This window comes from Oscillibacter sp., from assembly GCF_032018205.1.
Lineage (GTDB): Bacteria > Bacillota > Clostridia > Oscillospirales > Oscillospiraceae > Oscillibacter.
Genome location: NZ_DALZOY010000010.1, coordinates 108868 through 126414 on the forward strand (window position 1 = coordinate 108868; position 17547 = coordinate 126414).

Annotated in this window: 16 protein-coding genes and 2 pseudogenes; 4 read left to right on the forward strand and 14 right to left on the reverse strand. The window is 46.9% G+C overall.

Annotated features, from left to right (window positions below; all coding sequences use genetic code 11):
* Positions 1-4 precede the first annotated feature (4 nt).
* Positions 5-3547 carry a pyruvate:ferredoxin (flavodoxin) oxidoreductase gene (gene nifJ, locus RTU96_RS09525; protein WP_312636336.1) on the reverse strand — a complete coding sequence of 1181 codons (3543 nt, stop codon included), beginning with the start codon at positions 3545-3547 and terminating at the stop codon, positions 5-7.
* Positions 3548-3875: 328 nt separating this feature from the next.
* On the opposite strand from nifJ, the gene RTU96_RS09530 reads away from it, so the two are divergent.
* Positions 3876-4652: an IclR family transcriptional regulator gene (locus RTU96_RS09530; protein WP_312636337.1), complete on the forward strand. Its 777-nt coding sequence runs from the start codon at positions 3876-3878 to the stop codon at positions 4650-4652.
* A 96-nt stretch (positions 4653-4748) separates the two neighbouring features.
* Here the strand turns inward: RTU96_RS09530 and RTU96_RS09535 are convergent, their stop codons facing one another.
* The 11 genes and pseudogenes from RTU96_RS09535 to RTU96_RS09585 form a co-directional block, all read right to left on the reverse strand.
* Positions 4749-5474: a methyltransferase domain-containing protein gene (locus tag RTU96_RS09535; RefSeq protein ID WP_312636338.1), complete on the reverse strand. Its 726-nt coding sequence runs from the start codon at positions 5472-5474 to the stop codon at positions 4749-4751.
* 1087 nt (positions 5475-6561) lie between these two features.
* Positions 6562-8260 (reverse strand): annotated as a pseudogene (locus tag RTU96_RS09540) (recombinase family protein).
* Positions 8261-8346: 86 nt separating this feature from the next.
* Complete coding sequence (locus tag RTU96_RS09545) at positions 8347-8610, reverse strand: DUF6870 family protein (protein WP_312636339.1); 264 nt, start codon at positions 8608-8610, stop codon at positions 8347-8349.
* A gap of 136 nt (positions 8611-8746) precedes the next feature.
* Positions 8747-8941 (reverse strand): hypothetical protein, encoded by a 195-nt coding sequence (locus RTU96_RS09550; protein WP_312636341.1) that lies wholly within the window; start codon positions 8939-8941, stop codon positions 8747-8749.
* 518 nt (positions 8942-9459) lie between these two features.
* Entirely contained in the window at positions 9460-9738 is a 279-nt protein-coding gene (locus RTU96_RS09555) for a helix-turn-helix transcriptional regulator (protein WP_312636342.1), read from the reverse strand.
* Between the two features lie 114 nt (positions 9739-9852).
* Positions 9853-10269: a sigma factor-like helix-turn-helix DNA-binding protein gene (locus RTU96_RS09560; protein ID WP_312636343.1), complete on the reverse strand. Its 417-nt coding sequence runs from the start codon at positions 10267-10269 to the stop codon at positions 9853-9855.
* A gap of 549 nt (positions 10270-10818) precedes the next feature.
* Complete coding sequence (locus RTU96_RS09565) at positions 10819-12153, reverse strand: MATE family efflux transporter (RefSeq protein ID WP_312636344.1); 1335 nt, start codon at positions 12151-12153, stop codon at positions 10819-10821.
* 77 nt (positions 12154-12230) lie between these two features.
* On the reverse strand, positions 12231-12800 hold the full coding sequence (locus RTU96_RS09570; protein WP_312636345.1) for a TetR/AcrR family transcriptional regulator: 570 nt from the start codon (positions 12798-12800) through the stop codon (positions 12231-12233).
* A 24-nt stretch (positions 12801-12824) separates the two neighbouring features.
* The gene (locus tag RTU96_RS09575; protein ID WP_312636346.1) at positions 12825-13433 is read right to left on the reverse strand and encodes a class I SAM-dependent methyltransferase; all 609 of its coding nucleotides are present in this window, start codon (positions 13431-13433) and stop codon (positions 12825-12827) included.
* Between the two features lie 302 nt (positions 13434-13735).
* Positions 13736-15136, reverse strand: a complete 1401-nt coding sequence (locus RTU96_RS09580; RefSeq protein WP_312636347.1) for a relaxase/mobilization nuclease domain-containing protein — start codon at positions 15134-15136, stop codon at positions 13736-13738.
* 77 nt (positions 15137-15213) lie between these two features.
* A complete protein-coding gene (locus RTU96_RS09585; protein ID WP_312636348.1) occupies positions 15214-15507 on the reverse strand; it encodes a CD1845 family protein in 294 nt (97 codons plus the stop codon).
* 211 nt (positions 15508-15718) lie between these two features.
* Between RTU96_RS09585 and RTU96_RS09590 the strand changes: the two genes are divergently transcribed.
* On the forward strand, positions 15719-16099 hold the full coding sequence (locus RTU96_RS09590) for a hypothetical protein (protein WP_312636349.1): 381 nt from the start codon (positions 15719-15721) through the stop codon (positions 16097-16099).
* A 28-nt stretch (positions 16100-16127) separates the two neighbouring features.
* Entirely contained in the window at positions 16128-16628 is a 501-nt protein-coding gene (locus RTU96_RS09595; RefSeq protein ID WP_312636351.1) for a hypothetical protein, read from the forward strand.
* A gap of 59 nt (positions 16629-16687) precedes the next feature.
* Here RTU96_RS09595 and RTU96_RS09600 read toward each other — a convergent pair whose 3' ends face one another.
* Together RTU96_RS09600 and RTU96_RS09605 are read right to left on the reverse strand one after the other, a co-directional pair.
* A complete protein-coding gene (locus RTU96_RS09600) occupies positions 16688-17035 on the reverse strand; it encodes a plasmid mobilization protein (protein ID WP_397356785.1) in 348 nt (115 codons plus the stop codon).
* Positions 17032-17217, reverse strand: a complete 186-nt coding sequence (locus RTU96_RS09605) for a DUF4316 domain-containing protein (protein ID WP_312636352.1) — start codon at positions 17215-17217, stop codon at positions 17032-17034. The genes RTU96_RS09600 and RTU96_RS09605 overlap by 4 nt, the downstream gene beginning before the upstream one ends.
* A gap of 87 nt (positions 17218-17304) precedes the next feature.
* Between RTU96_RS09605 and RTU96_RS09610 the strand changes: the two are divergent.
* A pseudogene (locus RTU96_RS09610) lies at positions 17305-17547 on the forward strand (hypothetical protein); the annotation flags it as partial.

Sequence of the window (17547 nt, forward strand, 5' to 3'; positions counted from 1 at the left end):
TTTGTTAGCCGTTCTCCGCCATTTTGCGGTATTTGGAGTAGCGGTTTTTCGCGTCCTGCACGGCCTTTTCATAAAGTGCGTCGGCCCGGTCGGGGAAGTTGTTGGCCAGCGCCGCATAGCGGTTTTCGCCCATGAGATAGCCCATGATCTTTCCGGTGTCCGGCTCGGGAGAATCCAACTGGAAGGGATTCTTTCCCTGCTCGGTCAGGCGGGGATCATAGCGATACAGGTGCCAATAGCCGGACTCCACAGCCTTTTTCATCTCGCTCTGAGTGCAGCTCATGCCTGCCTTGATGCCGTGCTCCAGACAGGGGCAGTAAGCGATGATGATGGACGGGCCGGGATAGGCCTCGGCCTCTCGGATGGCCTTGAGGGTTTGGGCCTGATCATAGCCCATGGCAACCTGCGCCACGTATACGTAGCCGTAGTTCATGAAGATTGCGCCCAAATCCTTCTTGGCAATCTTCTTGCCGCCTGCGGAGAATTTCGCCACGGCGGAGGTGGGGGTGGACTTGGAGGACTGTCCGCCGGTGTTGGAGTAAACCTCGGTGTCCAGCACCAGCAGATTCACGTCCCGATTCTGGGCCAGCACGTGGTCGATGCCGCCAAAGCCGATATCATAGGCCCAGCCGTCGCCGCCCACGGCCCAAACAGACTTCTTTGCAAGATATTCCCGGCTGTCCAGAACAAACTGAACCTCTTCTGTCTTCTCGCTGCGCTCCAGCGCGGCAATCAGCGCGTCGGACACGGCGCGGGACTGGCTCTTGTCCTCCCAGCCGGCGAGATAGGCTTCGATTTCGGAAGCGGCGGCTCCGGCGGCCTTCAGGCTCTCCAACCGCAGGAACAGCTCCTTGCGGATGGCGTCCTGCGCGTGGAAGAAGCCGTAGGCAAACTCGGCGTTGTCCTCAAACAGGGAGTGTTCCCACGCGGGGCCAAAGCCCCGCTGGTCGCGGCAGTAGGGCAGGATGGGGGCGCCGCCGCTGTACGCGGAGGAGCAGCCCGCAGCGTTGCCGATGTACATGTGGTCGCCCACAAGCTGGCTTACAAGCTTCAAGTAGGTGGTTTCCGCGCAGCCTGCACAAGCGGCGGAGAACTGGAAATAGGGCTTGGCAAACTGAGCAGTCTTCACGCTCTTGTCGCTGACCATTTCCTTCTTGAGGTACGCCTCGTTCATGGCGACTTCGTTGAAGTTGACCTGCTCCGGCTTCATCTCCTCAAAAGGCGTCATCACCAGCGCGTCGGCCATTTTCTCATTCTGGTTGGCGGGGCAGGCCGTCAGGCACACGCCGCAGCCAAGGCAGTCATAGGGCGAAACCTGCACGCGGAAAGAATACTGGGGAGCGTCCTTACCAAGGCCCTTGGCGGGTACGGTGGCGAAGGAAGCGGGAACGCCGGCCTTCTCCTCCTCCGTCAGCAGCACGGGACGCAGCGCCGCGTGGGGACAGACCATGGAGCAGCGGTTGCACTGGATGCAGCTCTCGCCGTTCCACTTGGGGACTGCGGTGGCTACGCCCCGCTTGGAATAGACGGAGGTGCCGTTTTCCCATGTGCCATCCAGCACCCCGTACTTCTTGAAGACGGAGATGGGCAGCTTGTCGCCCTGCTGGCGGTCCATGGGCAGAACGATGTCACGGACAAAGGGCGTGGTTTCCAGCTCTGCGGCGGGCGCATCCTGCGCCGTGGCCCAGGATGCGGGAATTTCCACCTTCACGGCGGCGCTCACGCCTGCATCCACGGCCCGGTCGTTCAGATCTACGATTTTCTGTCCGGCCTTTTTGAAATAAGAGTTGTAGTTGTTTTTCTTCATGTCTTCCACAGCCACGTCCAGAGGAATTACCTTGGTCAGGGCGAAGAAGACAGCCTGAAGGATGTTGTTGGTTCTGCCGCGCAGGCCGATTTCCTCGGCAATCTTGGCCGCGTCGATAATGTAGAACCGGGCGTGCCTGCTGGCAAGCTCCCGTTTCAGCAAGGCGGGGAGGTGCGCCTCCAGCTCGGAAACAGACCACGGACAGTTAAGCAGATAGATTCCGCCTTCCTTCAGGTCTGCGGCGGTGTCGTACTTGCTGACATAGGTGGGTGCGTGGACAGCCACAAAGTCCGCAGAGGAAACCAGATAAGTGGAGCGAATCGGCTCATCGCCAAAGCGCAGGTGAGACTGGGTCAGTCCACCGGTTTTCATGGAATCGTAAGAGAAATAAGCCTGAGCATACTTATTTGCCACCAGACCGATGGTGGTGATGGCGTTCTTATTCGCGCCCACCGTGCCGTCGCCGCCAAGACCCCAGATTTTACAGGAGGTCTGACCAGCGGGGGACAGCTCCAGCTCCTGATAGTCCAGAGAAGTATTGGTCACGTCGTCGTTGATGCCGATGGTAAAGTTATTTTTGGGCTGGGCCTGACGCAGGTTATCAAACACGGCGACAAACTGGCCCGGAGTGGTGTCCTTGGAGGAGAGGCCATACCGACCGCCGACAATGCGGATGTCGGTCCGGCCCGCCTGATTCAGGGCGGTGACCACGTCGAGATACAGCGGCTCGCCCACGGAGCCGGTTTCCTTGGACCGGTCCAGCACCGCGATTTTCTTGCAGGTGGCGGGAATGGCCTCGGCAAAGTGCTTCACGGAGAAAGGCCGATACAGCCGGACCTGAAGCAGGCCAACCTTCCGCCCGTTGGCGTTGAGGAAATCCACCGTCTCCTTCACCGTCTCGGAAGCAGAGCACATGATGACGGCAACTTCTTCCGCGTCGGGTGCACCGTAGTAGTTAAACAGCTTATAGTCCCGGCCCGTCAGCTTGTTGATTTCGTCCATGTAGTGCTGCACGGTACCCGGCACGTCAGCGGCTTTTTCATTGGCGCCTTCCTTACACTGGAAGTATACGTCGGGGTTGACGTTGTTGCCCCGGTTGGTGGGGTGCTCGGGGTTGAGAGAGTTCCGGCGGAAGGCACGCAGAGCGTCGTTATCCAGAAGCCCGCGCAGGTCTTCATAATCCAGCGTCTCAATGCGCTGCATCTCGTGAGAGGTGCGGAATCCGTCAAAGCAGTGCATAAACGCATATTTGGAGCGGATGGCCGACAAATGGGCCACCGCCGCCAAATCCATGCACTCCTGCGGAGTGGAGGACATCAGCATGGCGTACCCAGTGGTACGGCAGGTCATAAAGTCGGTGTGGTCGCCAAAAATGGAATGATGGTTGGAGGTGACCACCCGGGAGGCGATGTGCAGCACGTTGGGCAGGAACTGACCGCCCATGGCGTACATGGCGGGGATCATCAGCATCAGTCCCTGTGCGGAGGTGAAGCTGGTGGTCAGTGCGCCGGCCTGCAAGGAGCCGTGGCAGGTACCTGCCGCGCCGGCCTCGGACTGCATCTGAATCACGTCCACCGTGGATCCAAACAGGTTTTTCCGGCCCTTGGCGGACCATTCGTCCACCTTTTCCGCCATGGGGGAAGACGGAGTGATGGGGTAGATGGCCGCAACCTCCGTAAACGCATACGCCACATGCGCCGCGGCTGTGTTGCCGTCCATCACCGCAAGCTTTTTACTCATGGTTTTTTCCCTTCTTTTCCTCTTTTTTCGCCCGCTCCGGGCGCTTTTTAAATTGAATGGTAGCTCTGTTGCTGTCCTGTTTTGTTCCTATATAGGAACTGAGTTTTTAAATAGGACTTTCACTATTCAGCTTTAACACAGATTTGGCTTTATGTCAATAGAAGAATTTCTGATTTCAAAATTTTTTGGGAAATATGTTGGTTTTTTGGGGGCCTCTTGCTTATCGTGTGCATTCTAAAAGCGACGTTTGCAACTTCCGCTTGTAACCTGCCGCCCACTGTGCTAAAGTGTTGAAAGTAAAAATATTACTGAAATGGAGGCACAATCTATGCCGCAGGAGCACCGCTCTACCGCCCGGGTGCTGGATATTCTGGAATATCTGGCGCTTTCAAAGGACGGCGGAAGCACCTTGACGGAGCTGTCCGTGGCGCTGGATGCGCCGAAGAGCAGCCTTTTTCCCATTCTTCACACACTGCTCAGCCGGAAATACATCCGGCTGGACCGCCCGTCAAACCGATATTACATTGGTATCAGCGCCTATGCGCTGGGCGGCAGCTTTGCGGACAATCAAGGCGCCGTGGATTTTATCCTGCAGGTGATGGAGGCCGTTGTGGAAAGCTGCGAGGAAACTTGCCAGATGGGCGTTTTGGACCGGGATAAGGTGCTTTACATCCGCAAGGTGGACTCTCCGCAGCCCATCCGCATGATCTCCCATGTGGGAAACCGGCTGCCCGCCAACGGAACGGCCATTGGAAAGGCCCTACTGAGCGACCTGAAGGATGAAGAGGTTCGGGAGCTGTATGCCGACGGATTTCCCCGCCTGACGGAGCATACCGTGGTGGATTTCGACACGCTGCTTGGGCAGCTTGCGCAAATCCGAAAAACAGGCATTGCCTGGGAGCGGGAGGAATCGGCGGAGCAGCTATACTGCTGGGCCGTTCCGCTGCGCAGGGACGGGCAGACCTTTGCCGCGCTCAGCGTGGCCGTTCCGATGTTTCGCTGCTCGGAGGAGAAAAAAGCGCTGGTACTGGATTGTCTCACTCAGGCCAAGCGGGAAATCGAGCTGATCGCCGAGGCCCGGGGCTTTCTTCCGGAGTCGATTTAAACCTTTGTAAGCGGGCCAGAGGAAGAAAAGGAACAGATGTATACAAAAACCGCGCGGAGCCTGCCCCATATACACAGGGGCAGGCTCCGCGCATATTTAAATGACTTTGGCGATGAACTGGATCAGATTAAAATACTTTCCGCCCTCGGCCTCCATCATTTTGATGTCGCCGGCAACAACGGGATGGTAGGCAGTCAGCCATTCATCCCATGCCTGCTTGCAGCAGCTCATTTCACGGATATCCATAATTTCAATTCCCGCTTCTTTACTCCACAAAGCTTTCCACCAGGCAAGAGAGCGGATCGTCCGTGCTACCTCGTCATTCCAGAACGGCTTCATTTCTTCAGGAACAGTTTCCTCAAATCCGTATTTCAGGCCGGGAATGGCGATGGCCACATAGCCGCCTTTCTTCACAAGAGGAAGGAGCGACGGAAGCATTTCCTCCGTGTCGCCGAAATAGTGATAGGCGTCCACAGTGAACAGCAGGTCAAAATATCCGTTGGCAAAGGGAAGGCCCTTGGTTGCGTCTGCGGAAATGGGAACGGCTTTGTGGTCAATGCCAATGGATTGAAAACGCTCATAGTTTTCAGTGGGTGAAATCCAAAGGTCGGCGGCGAACACAGCCGCGCCATATTTTTCCGCAAGCAGGAGCGTCGAAAGGCCGCATCCGCAGCCAAGGTCAAGAATTCGCGTATGCTCGTTGATGCTCAGGTGCGACGCCAATTCCTCCGCAACCCGCAGGGCGTTTGGCCCCATCATAGTTTCCTTTAAAAACTCTGCGTTTTTATTGTCGGACATAAATCGGTTTGTAAATGAAAACATACTGTTTTTCCTTTCTAATGATGCCTTATAGAAAGAAAACAAAAAAAGCGCAGTATATCACTGCGCTACAAACTACACCATTATCACAAATGATGTCCGTTCAATCTGTAAGGCAGTTTTTGACAACACAAATAAGAGCAGATAGCTGCCCATCTCATGCGCGTAACTTAAATCCTTACAGGACGACCGACATCAACACACCACACTTTCTTTTTATCACTATATCATGCTGCGGTCATTCTGTCAATGCAAGTCGTCCGAAGAAATAGCTGGGATGGATATGAGCAAGAAAATATTATTGGCAGACGATGAAAAGGGAATTGTCACTCTTATGAAAGGCTATTTTGATCTGGCGGACCGCTTATAACGGGAAGGAAATGCCTATGCTTGCCGTGTTAGGACAAATAGCTACCAGCAGGCGGCAAAATAGAAAAGAAATTGCTGGCGTGGGGGTTAGGTTTATGTCGGACTGATTGGTATATTAAATATCAGTAACACGGTTTACACGAACGTTCATACACGCGTAGCTGAAGTCGGGGTGCAGCGCGCAATCGACGTGAGTGACGGAAGCCTTTATAAAGCGTTTCTCTAGGAGGGGCATATAACGGCATGATCGCTTCCGTAATCGTAGCCAGAGCCGGATATATTTGCATGATTTTTGTAAGTTCTGCCCATACAGATACCGTACAGCGCCCATTCCGTTTCGTTCCACTGTGGATGTGGAGACTGGTTCTATTTTCGGCAATAACGGGGTGCCGCAGATAAAGACCTCCGCTACCCGGAACTCTCTTGGCGGGAAGCAGCTATCTTCTGTATTTCGATAAAATCACCTCTGTTTATATTTAGAATATAGTAAAGAGGGGCCACAAATCTTTAACAAGTATTCAAGAGAAGTTTTGATATTGATAAAGGAGCTATGCTATGTCAATTTATGACAATTAGAGATGTTCGCGCTGTAATTCGCCGTATGGCGGCTGCTCATGCTGCTGTGGGTATTATTACTGCACGGCACAGGGCTCGACAGGCCCGACAGGACCTACCGAGGCACTATTATTAGGAAAACAAACTGCCTTTTTATTAGCGGTTTTTAAACCGCTTCGGATTGGGTGTTGATTTCTATATATTCAATGACCCGGCGTAGTTCATCTGCAAACTTAAACTTTACGCTGATGTTGCCGTTCTCATGTACTTTGATTTGCTCCACAAGCTCGGTTAGAACATCCCTTGTCAGCTTCTCAATGTTCTGAAATTGCTTGAAAACTGCTAAAAAAGGACTTTCGGCATCAATGCCATTTTCAAGCTCTTCCTTTTCCGCTCTAAGCGTTTCGATAACCTGTGTAAGCTCCTGCATCTGATTGTCATAATCCTCCCGCATATGGCGGTAGTCCATATGTGAGATTTCTCCGTCTTTCCAGTCCTGCCAAACCGCTTGTTTATATCGTGTAATTTTCGCAAGCTCTTTTTCTTTTTGCTCTAAAGCGTTCTGCAATTTGACAGATTGGCTTTTGAGTAAAGGAGCCTTGTTGATATAAGCAATCGTATTGGAGTAATGAACAGCTAAGTAAACCTGTTGCTGAACCGCATAGAGTACAGCCGCTTCTAATCGGTTGTGCTTGATAGAGTGCTTAGTGCAAGCCGTTTTTGACTGGTCTTTGTAGGTACGGCAGAAGTAGTATACTGTACCTTTAACTTGACTTCGGGCCATTGCTTTGCCGCAATCCGCACAGCGTAGGAAACCACTAAATAAATATAGCTTTTTCTGCTGTGGGCCGGTTCGGGTATCTTTCAGTAGCAATGTCTGAACCTTTTCAAAGATTGCCCGTTCTATGATTGGCTCATGGGTGTTCTCTACAATATACCATTCTTCTTCTGGCGTTCTTTCCTGTACATGGATTTTATAGCTTTTCTTGCGGTAGCGGCCCTGTACCATATCACCGCAATACATACGGTTTTTCAATATGGTAGTAATCGAGGTTGCTGTCCATAGGGGTTTTTTAGCCGGGTCAAGGCTCGGATTAGTATATTTCTGCTTTAGAACCTCCCGCTTATATGCCGCCGGGCATAAGACGCCATGTTCATTCAAATTTCGTACAATCGCATTTTTGCTCATACCGTCTAAAAACATGGTGTAAATATCCCGGACAACAACGGCGGCGGCTTCGTCAATGACTAAAGCGTTTTTATCCTCTGGGTGCTTCAAATACCCAAAGGGGGCAAATGAGCCGATATGCTCCCCGTTGCTCCGCTTCATGTCAAATACCGCCCGGACTTTATCGGAAGTTTCGGCACAATGATTTTCATTCATTACGCCTTGTATTGGTACGGCAATGCTCCGCATATTGCGGGGGTCTTTATAACTGTCCAGCGTTTCGATGATACAACGATATGAAGCGTATATCATGGCGGGGGAAGTAATCATCTAAATAATAGCCCTGATCGCCATAGTTACGGAAAGAACGTGCCAAGTCTTTCACGGCAACGCAATTTATCTTTCCGGTTTCAATATAGGTCAGCATATCTTGAAAATCTTCTCGTTCTTCGTCTGTTGTGCCAGATATGCCATCGTCAATAAATACCTTGACAATCTCATATGTATCGCCATCGTCCATAGCGCCAAAATGCGCTCTTAGGATTTTTTCTTGGTTTTTAACACTTTCGGAATCGTCATGTTTTAGTGGGTGTTCATCCTCTTTGGACAGTCTAATGTAAAGTCCAACATACCATATTTTTCTGGATTTTCTCACCATAGATGTTTGTGAAATATTAGCTCGGCTTTTCCGCGCCATAGCGGCCTCCTTTCCATCACCTTACACCTATATTATACCATTTTGGCATAAAGCAACACAATGTTGTCACGGCCTGTAAACTGGCTTTACAGGCCGCTTTTCTTGCGTTTCAGAAAGTCGGCAAACACATCTTGCAGGGCAGGGGCATCCTCGGCAAACTCCAATTTAACGCCTATATCCCCCACACGAAAACAATAGGGATTTTTTACTGCTGCTATGACTTTCGCCGCACGTTGTTCCTGCGGCACAGTCGTATCAAAGATGAAGCCGCTAACATCAACTAAATCCTCTTTGTTTACAGCTTCTATGTCCACGCTTGCCAATTCTGATATTGGAATACGTTTCTTCAATCACAATCGCCCCCTCCTTTCCATGTATATGAATTGCTCGGATTGTCCTATGAGAAAACACAAAAGGCCACCACTTTTACGGTCAAAGTGATGGCTTTTAATCTTTCCACATACTTCGGGCCAACTTGGCCCGAAGTCAATAAGGGCTGTTCTGATAGTGCTGTTCGGCTTCTTCTATGCCGCATATATCGAAAACATAGTGAAGCTCCGATACCACACGCTTTATATCGTCCGGGCTGAAATCACAGTTTTCCATAGCCCGAATGACATAGCCACGACAAGCGCCGTTGCTCCATTGCTGAAACAGCAATAACTGTAATTCCTTTTCCATAGTAAAACTCCATTCATCAATCGGGAGTATGCCATACCGTTATGGGTTGGCCTGTCATAAGACAGAAAGGAACGGTACGGCACTCCCTTTATATAAAAACGCTGGCCCGGACGGGCGGCGGCAACCGCCCTCATAGGAATCTCACCTCACCCCATGCTGATGGCGTGGCGGTCAATGCTGTGAAGCGTTCAAACCGCAAGTATCAATATACCAATCAAAAGATTATCGCCGGGTGGCTTGCCATATCCACTCTGCCACAGTCAGTATTAATCGCTCACGCCCCGTTAGGTCTTTCCCCCTTTCACATGGGCGGTCTTGGCGTACTCTATGGCTTGGCTCCCTCTTGATTGAACGTATCCGGGCCAACGATATTTTATTGTCAAAGAGCAGAAAGGGAGAAGTATATCCCTCTACTTATTAGGACTGGAAAAGGCGTTTTGCCGACCCAAACATATATAGATTTGCATAGAAAAACGCCTGGCAGTTTGATACTGCAAGGCGTTTCCTGTTGCTTCGGCTTATTCAATTTCCGGTGACAGATTACGAAATAAATCACAATCGTAAAAGTCTATAATACACATATCCAATCCGTCACACAGCTTCTTTACCGTAACGGCACTTACATCCCTGCGTTTCGGCTCTAACATACTGTATACGGTGGAGGGCGTTACTCCTGCCAACCGGGCCAACTCGGTAAATGATATGTTGCGTTCTTCGCATAACTGCCGAAAGCGTTCTGCAATAGCGTCTTTAATTTTTATGCCCTCACCACCTTTCCAAAGGTATGTGACAAGCATATCAATCCATACGCCTTAACGTATACGCACTTGCGTACTTATGGTTTTTTTGTTACACTGATTTTGCAAGGAAAACGGCCCTGCAAAAGCAAGGCCGCCCCCGGTAAGTATTCGCTATTCAGCAAGGAGCTTGCAAAGCTGATTTAGAGCACGTTTAATCGAGCGGCCTATGGCGGCTTGATCTACGCCCTCAATTTCCGCAATCTGGCGGTGGGTCAGGTTGTCAATGAAATTTAACGTCAATCGCCTACGCTGAATATCGGAAAGCTGATTGATAGCGGCATGAAGCCGTTGATAGCTTTCCATTCTAATCACGAGATCGGCAATATCTTCTTGTGGGTTCATCATAGCCGTGTCGGTCAAACCGTCTATAAAATCCACATAATCAAGGTGTCGCCTGTCTTGCCGCCTTTGGGATTGAATTTGCCGGGTGGACTGTTCCAGCAGTTCTTTAACCGGAGTTGAAACCTCAACACAAATTTCACTCCCATTGGCGGTTTTATATTTTATCGTTACTAATGGCTTGTCCATTATTTTTCCTCCATTCATCATGCTTGCGGATTGCTCCGCAGGGTTTACGGGCTGATGAATGGAGAAAAGGCGGGGAACGACAGCCGGGGCCGCTATGCTTTGGCGGCCCTGCCCGGACTTCGGGCCAAGTTGGCCCGAAGTACAAAAAAACACCAGTCCGAGAAATTACTCGAACGGTGTCGAAGAAAAAATGGCCGCAGTAGCCGTATGTATATTTTGAAATTGCTTTTTTGAATTTTTGAAAAAGTGGAGCGTCAGCTAAGCCAAACCGTTACAATGAAGCAACGGTTCCTCCCCAAAATAAAACAGCGGCTTTGGATACATAAAAACTCCTATTCCCAAGCCGCCGCCATCATATTTTGAGAGAAAAAAGGGCGCACTTATTACACCCTCCACAACCTCTTTTTTTGAAGAGAAGCGACGGCTTTGAACTATGATTTATAGCAAAAGCCACCGCTTGATAATCCAAGTATATATCTTAAAAATAATTCATCAGAGCAGCAGCATAATTCTAACATATAAGCGATTGTTAGAGTGATTGTTCTTCTATCAACTGGCAATGTCCTGATATTTGTTTTTCTTTTTATAAATTATGTAGTACAGTGCGGCAGAAATACAGGCAACAATATGGCTGATTAGGACTGCAAGCCAAACGCCATTAAGACCTAAAAATGTCTTTGAGAATATCCACGCCAAAGGCATACGAACCACAAGATAATAAAACATCATCAGCAACATACCGACCATAGGTTTTCCCATACCGTTAATGGTTCCAAGCAAACAATTTGTTATCGTATTAAATACATAGCCTGCTCCAACAATCAGAAAATACATTGAAACTAATTCTGCTACACCGGAGGTATTTACAAATAATCGTGATAACGGTTTTGCAAAGGCAGCTACCAAAATGGATAATACCAATACGATAGCACCACCGTTTAAAATGGAACATTTCAAATAGTCGTTTGCACGGTCAGTCCTCTTTCCACCAACACATTGCCCTATAATTGTTGTCATTACCATATTAAATGCCATAGCCGGATAAAGAAGAATAGTTTCCAATTTACCGGTAATTCCATAACCCGCAATCGCTGTAACACTAAATGCACTGATAACCGCTGTTAAAAAGCTGGTGCTGATAGCGGGAATGCTTTGCTGTACAATAGAGGGCAGAGCATTTTTTATCATAGGCTTGATAAGAGGAAAATCAATCAGTGAGAAATGCAGTGAAAACAGTTTTTTCTTGACTAAATAAACAACCAAAATGATAACTGAAATGCTCTCTGAAATGATGGTTGTAACCGCCGCTCCATTGAACCCAATCCACTTGATAAATATAGGATTCAAAATACAGTCCAAAACAGTACAAAGTAAAATTGAAATTGCTTGCAGGGAAGTATTTCCGTAGCTGCGCAAAAGTGCGGCAAAATATAAATAGAGAAATGTCGAAATATAACCGAGTAAATAAACTGCTAAATAATCATAGGCCATATCAAAAAGTTCAGAACGTGTATTTAAGCAATTTAAAATTGTGGGTAATCCTAACTCCAAGAAAATTGTTAAAATAACGGAAAACAAAACTGCCGCAACAAATGATGTAGTAACTAAACTGTCTACTTGTTTTTTATCGCCAGCGCCTATTTTTTGAGACAAGATAATAGAAAGTCCGTTGGTTGCTCCCATTCCGATTGCAGTCAAAAGTAATATGACAGGGGTGGAAGAAGTTAAAGCCGCCATAGCCGTTTCGCCTAATAGATTGCCTACCCAAATGCTGTCCATGATATTATAGGCCAGATTCAAAAACATAGCCGCCATCATGGGTAAGGCCATTTTAATAAAAGCTTTTCTCGTGTCAGCATTAATAAAATCTATATTTGAGGTCATAGTATTCTCCTTTTATGAATGAAAACCATTCATTTATTGTTTTGTTTTTAACCCTGCTTGTAAAAGCAGGGTCAAGGTTATATTTGCAGTATAAGTTTTAGAAATTCTTTAATTCTTGTGATTTTTTCAGAGCCAGGCATTTGTTCATTGAGCAAAATTCCTAACTGCCCGTATACAGCAAAGGAAGCGGCTGTCTCAGGATCAGTTAGATGTGTTTCCCCAGCTTCATTTGCCTTTTTGAACAATTCGGCAACGAAAGGAACCATAATTTCGCAAACCCTTATAGACAACTGGTCATGTATTTTTTTACTATTTTCGTTGTGAAATAGTTTATAGTGAATGCTGTCATCTTTTTCAAAGTCAATGTATGATGGTGTCTGTTCCAACTTTTGTGCTAAGGTCAGGCTGTCATTACAAAGAATGGTTTTCATCTTGTCTGCCAGCTTGTTTGCATACTCTTGTATGCAAGAGTCAAACAGAATCTCCTTTGACGGAAAATAGCGATAACATAAGCCTTGGGCTACCCCTATCTTATTCGCTATATCTGTCATGGATGTTTTTTCATATCCTTTTTCGTAAAACAGAACCATAGCGGCATCTAATATTTCTTGTTTTCGTACCTCTGGTTCTTTTGAAATGCGAGCCATTCTATTTTGTACCTCCTGCTTTCATTATTTTATTGAAGAAACTATGAATGAAGTATGGTTTGCTTTTTGCCAGATAACATTTTGAAAATACAAACCCAGCAAACGGCATATCTCGTGCTTAGAATACATCTTCACATCGCCCTCACTGCTAAAACGCATAAACGCATTCATAATTATCCGACCGAAGAATGGCTGCCAACAATCACTTATAATAAAGCTACCTGTTGGCTTCAAAACTCGATAAACTTCTGCTATAACCTTTTCAGGAGCCGGATAATGGTGAAAGGAATCATTGCAATAGACAACATCAAACGTTTCATTTGCGTATGGCAGGTGTTCTGAATCCCCTAATGTAAGGTAAGCGTTGTCTTGTAATTTTTCCTTTGCCTTTTGCAACATGTTTTCAGAAATGTCAATTCCATAAACCCTTTTATCTGGAAACGATTGAAGAATAGCTTGCATAACAGTTCCTGTTCCACAACCTAAATCCAGAGTGGTATTGAAATCAAGACCAGATAGTTTCTTCAATAATACTGGATAAAGATTTCTTGCGTGTTGTCCCTTTATATCTTCGTCATAAGTGGCCGCTTGTTGATTAAAAGCAATTTTTGATTTTTCTTTATTTCTTATCATCTGATTTCCCTCTTTCAATGAACAGTGTAACACTATATAATTAAAATGTCAATGAGTGAATTTCATTCATTTTATGTTTTTGTTTGTTTATCTTCAATCTATATATAGCAGATATGGCAGAATTTAAACACTTCCGCTAAACGGCAAGCAGGGCAACTGTGGCCACAGTTGCACGTTTTGAAGATTTTCCCTTACGAGAAATCTTCAAAACTGCTTGTTGGGGAGTGCCTTCCCCAAACCCTGCGACTTCGGGCCAAGTTGGCCCGAAGTCGGTGCGTTGCACCTCATGTTGCGTCATGTAGCTATCGCTCCATTTCCTTGTTTTTCTGTCCGTCTGTCAGGCCGAGCAGATGGTCTATATTGCTTTTCACCGTTATAATTTCCTGCATATTCTTTTTGGCTTGCCGGTACTCCTGGTAAGCCTTTTTCTTGTCTGCCGACAACCGCTGAAACTCCGTTTTGAGCGTATCCATTTTGGGGAGCTTGGAACCGTTCAGAAGCCTATCCATAGTAGCCCTTGCCGCCCGGTAGGCGGCAATATCTGCTTCATGCTCCGCAAGGTATTTCCTGCTGTACTTCGCCGCCTTGTACCCCTCGAATACTGGCCGGGTCTTGGCATAATCCACAACCGCCGCTTTCAATTCCGTATTGGTACGCATGGCGGTTTCGGTGAATTTTATGCTGTCTGAAAGCATATGGAAACGGTCTGCCGCCTGTGCTGCCTTTTGCTCCAAATCGGCATAATCCATCAAGCCGTTTTCCTGCAAATACTGTAATGCCGCCGCCATCTGCTTTAGGTTATATATCTTGGCCCACTGTTCGTAAGCGGGGCCTTTCCCGGCTCTCATACGGGATTGAATATCTACAATCAGATTTACCTTGCGCCGTTCCATAGGAGCGGCCCGGCCCTCAATCGCCGCCCGTATATCCTCTAAGCCGTAGCCCTTGCCGAGCGTAGAAGCCCGAAGCTGTGTAAAGCGTTCCTGCCCCTCCATGCGGAAGCTGATCCCGCCGCCCCGCCTGTGCTTGACCTCAAAGCCAGCCAACCCCATTGCCTGTAAAAAGCTGTCCATATCGGGCGGCTTGTCGGCAAGGCAAATATCAATCTGCACCTTTAGGCGCTCTTGAAAGGTAGGCGTTTTGTTGCCGCCGAGCCATTGCCCATAATGCCTGTATTTTCCCTTGCTTTTCAGCTTGGGATTAACAATATAGGAAAGGCCGTTTTCAAGGCAGATTCGGTCAGAGAGCCGCCGAACCGCACGGGCCGAGCCAAGAAAATCCCGAAACTTCCTTGTGCAATCGAGAGTAGTTGAATTGTAATAGATATGAACATGAGGGTGGGGGCGGTCAACATGGGAAACTACAAAAAAGGCGTGTTTGCCCTTTGTCCAGCGCATGGCGAAATCATAGCCGATTTTTAGCGCCGTTTCGGAATCCACTTCGCCGGGAACAAAGGATTGGCGCACCTGATAGCACAAAATGTCCTCGTCTTTTTTCTGCTCCCGGCCTGTAACGGCTTTGTATTTGGCCTTGCTCAAAAGAAACTCCGCATCTGCGGTTTTCGGGTCACACTCATAAGCAAGAACCAAATCGCCGCCCTGTGTTTTTTCCGGGTTCTGTCCGTAGTCAAAACGGTCTTTCATAGACTGTGCTATCGTTTCGCCCTTACTGATGTGATGGGGTTTGAAATAGGTTGTTGCCATGTGCGGCCCTCCTTTCCAGTAAAAAACAACTTCGGGCCAACTTGGCCCGAAGTTGCCCGGCGCTTATTCAAATTCAATTAGTCCATAATGTAGAATCGCAGCCGGTTGCTTATGCCGTTCACTCCATCAATCAACCATTCTGCAATAGACTGTATTCCAAAGGGGGAAAGCAGGAAAGCAAATACCATTACCCATATGCAGTTGTTCAACATACAGCCTGTAACAAACATGGCAATAGCCAGTAGACCTAAAATGCCCGATATAACGGTAAGAATTGATGAAGCAAAGCAAAAGAGAAAGCGTGTCATTGTGCCAAACAGGGTCAGCACAATCATAAATGGTATAGCAATAATTTTGCCGATTATTTTCATAATACAAAGCCCCTTTCTTAAAAACATAAGTTAGATTGTTTATCCTACCTATATTTTACCATGCAGGAAAGAGGACAACAATGTTGTCGAGGCCGCACCGATCTTGTCCTGTGACTTCGGGCCAAGTTGGCCCGAAGTCATTTTTATTGTCAAAAGAAGTATTGAGATGTATAATATAAAATATAATCTTAAAATTAAGTAGGTGATACATATGAATATTGATTGGAGTGCAACTGCTGCTTGGATAGCTTTAGTAGTTGCCATTATTTCTCCGATTGTGACTTCAATTATAAACAATCGGCATTTATCTAAAATCAAAAAAATGGAGATTATTCAACAACGCGGACTTGCTGTTATTGAAGAATACATCTCGGTAACTTCTCGCGAAATATTAATTACAGGTGTATCTGACGCGTATGAAAAAATTTATGCCAAAGTATTTATTTACGTTCCTAAATCACTCCATTCACAACTGGAAGAACTTAATTCGTTAATATGCGACTGTGGCAATACATCGTTTCCCGACAAAGAAAAATGCCAAAAATTGTTGGTAAAAATTAGCCAATCGCTTAAATACGATACGGTATTTTGATCGATTAAAAAGCAGAAAGAGGTATGGCATGTTAACAGAATATAAAGGATATTCTATTCTTGTTCAGTATGATAAAGGCGCACCCGCAGAACTTTGTTATGTCGCAAGTATAAATAACGGCGCTCGAGGAAGTGAGCATACCCGTGGTTCTTCAGAAAAGGACGCAATAGAACATCTTAAAGCTAAAATAGATGGTTATGATGCTTTTAGCAGCATGTATCTTCAACCGCTTACAGAAAAAGATTTGTCTGCTTTGAAAGATTATATTAAGGGTAACTCAAGAAATATAGCAATGGCGTTAAAAAGAGAGCATATAATCTTTCTGGGGAGATTTGCGTCTTTAACAATGGCTGTAATTTATAATCATTACAAACTGATTGAAGAAACATTGCAAGCAGAAGGGGAAGATGTTTCTTTAGATATTGCAAAATTAGAAAAAAATAATATTGTTGAAAAAGTCGCTTTATACTCTTTTGACTATTATAAAAATAGAAGATCAGAATTAGAAGATGCACTTCGTAATTTTTAACCGACTAATAGCTTGTATTAGATGATGAGGGCAAGGGGAGCGGAAAACTCCCCTTGCCCTCATAGCGCTGTAACCGCTGCAAGCTGTTCCAGAATATCGGATACCCGGCCCCAAAGTTCGGTATATCCTTTTTGCAGGGCGGCAATTTCGGACGGATACACACCGTAGGTATTGGCATGAATGGCTATCTGATTGATATTGTTTGAACATCTGCGTTGCAGGGAAACAAGCTCCCGCACAGGGGAAAGGTCAACATTCAGCACATACCCGTTGAGCGCCATTTTGCGGATATATGCGCCTGTGTTGACTATCCCGGCTTCTGCCATACGCTGTTTAATGGTATCAAATTCATCTGCTGTAACCATGACATGCAAGTGAATATCCCGCTTGCGCTTGTATGGTGTCACCGTTCCTCCCGTTCCCGGCTTCGCCGCTTTGCCGGCGGCTCCTTTACCCGGTCTTTTGGTTTTTCCTCCGGGCGGGCCTGTGGAACAGGCAAAGGGGCATTATTGGGAAGCCCATCAATCATGTTGTAATTCTGCTCGGTGGAAAGCTCTGCGTTCCTAAGATAATTGTCTTTTTCGTTCATGGTGAAGCTCCTTTCTTTTTATTGAAGATGTTTTGATACGCTGATATAATTTAGTTAATTTTAGAACATATTGCGACCGAGGTGTGCATGAAAAACTATCAAATCCGTTTACTAAATAAAACAGAAACCCCCATTTTAGAAGAATTTATTTATCATGCTATTTTTCAAAGACCAGGTGAACCACTATTGCCTCGCTCAATCATTAACGAGCCAACAATTGCGGTGTTTATTAAGGATTTTGGAAAGCCAGATGATAATTGTCTCGTTGCTGAAATTGATATTGTCAATATTACTTTACACTTTTTTCTCAAGGATGTTCGACCTACGCTG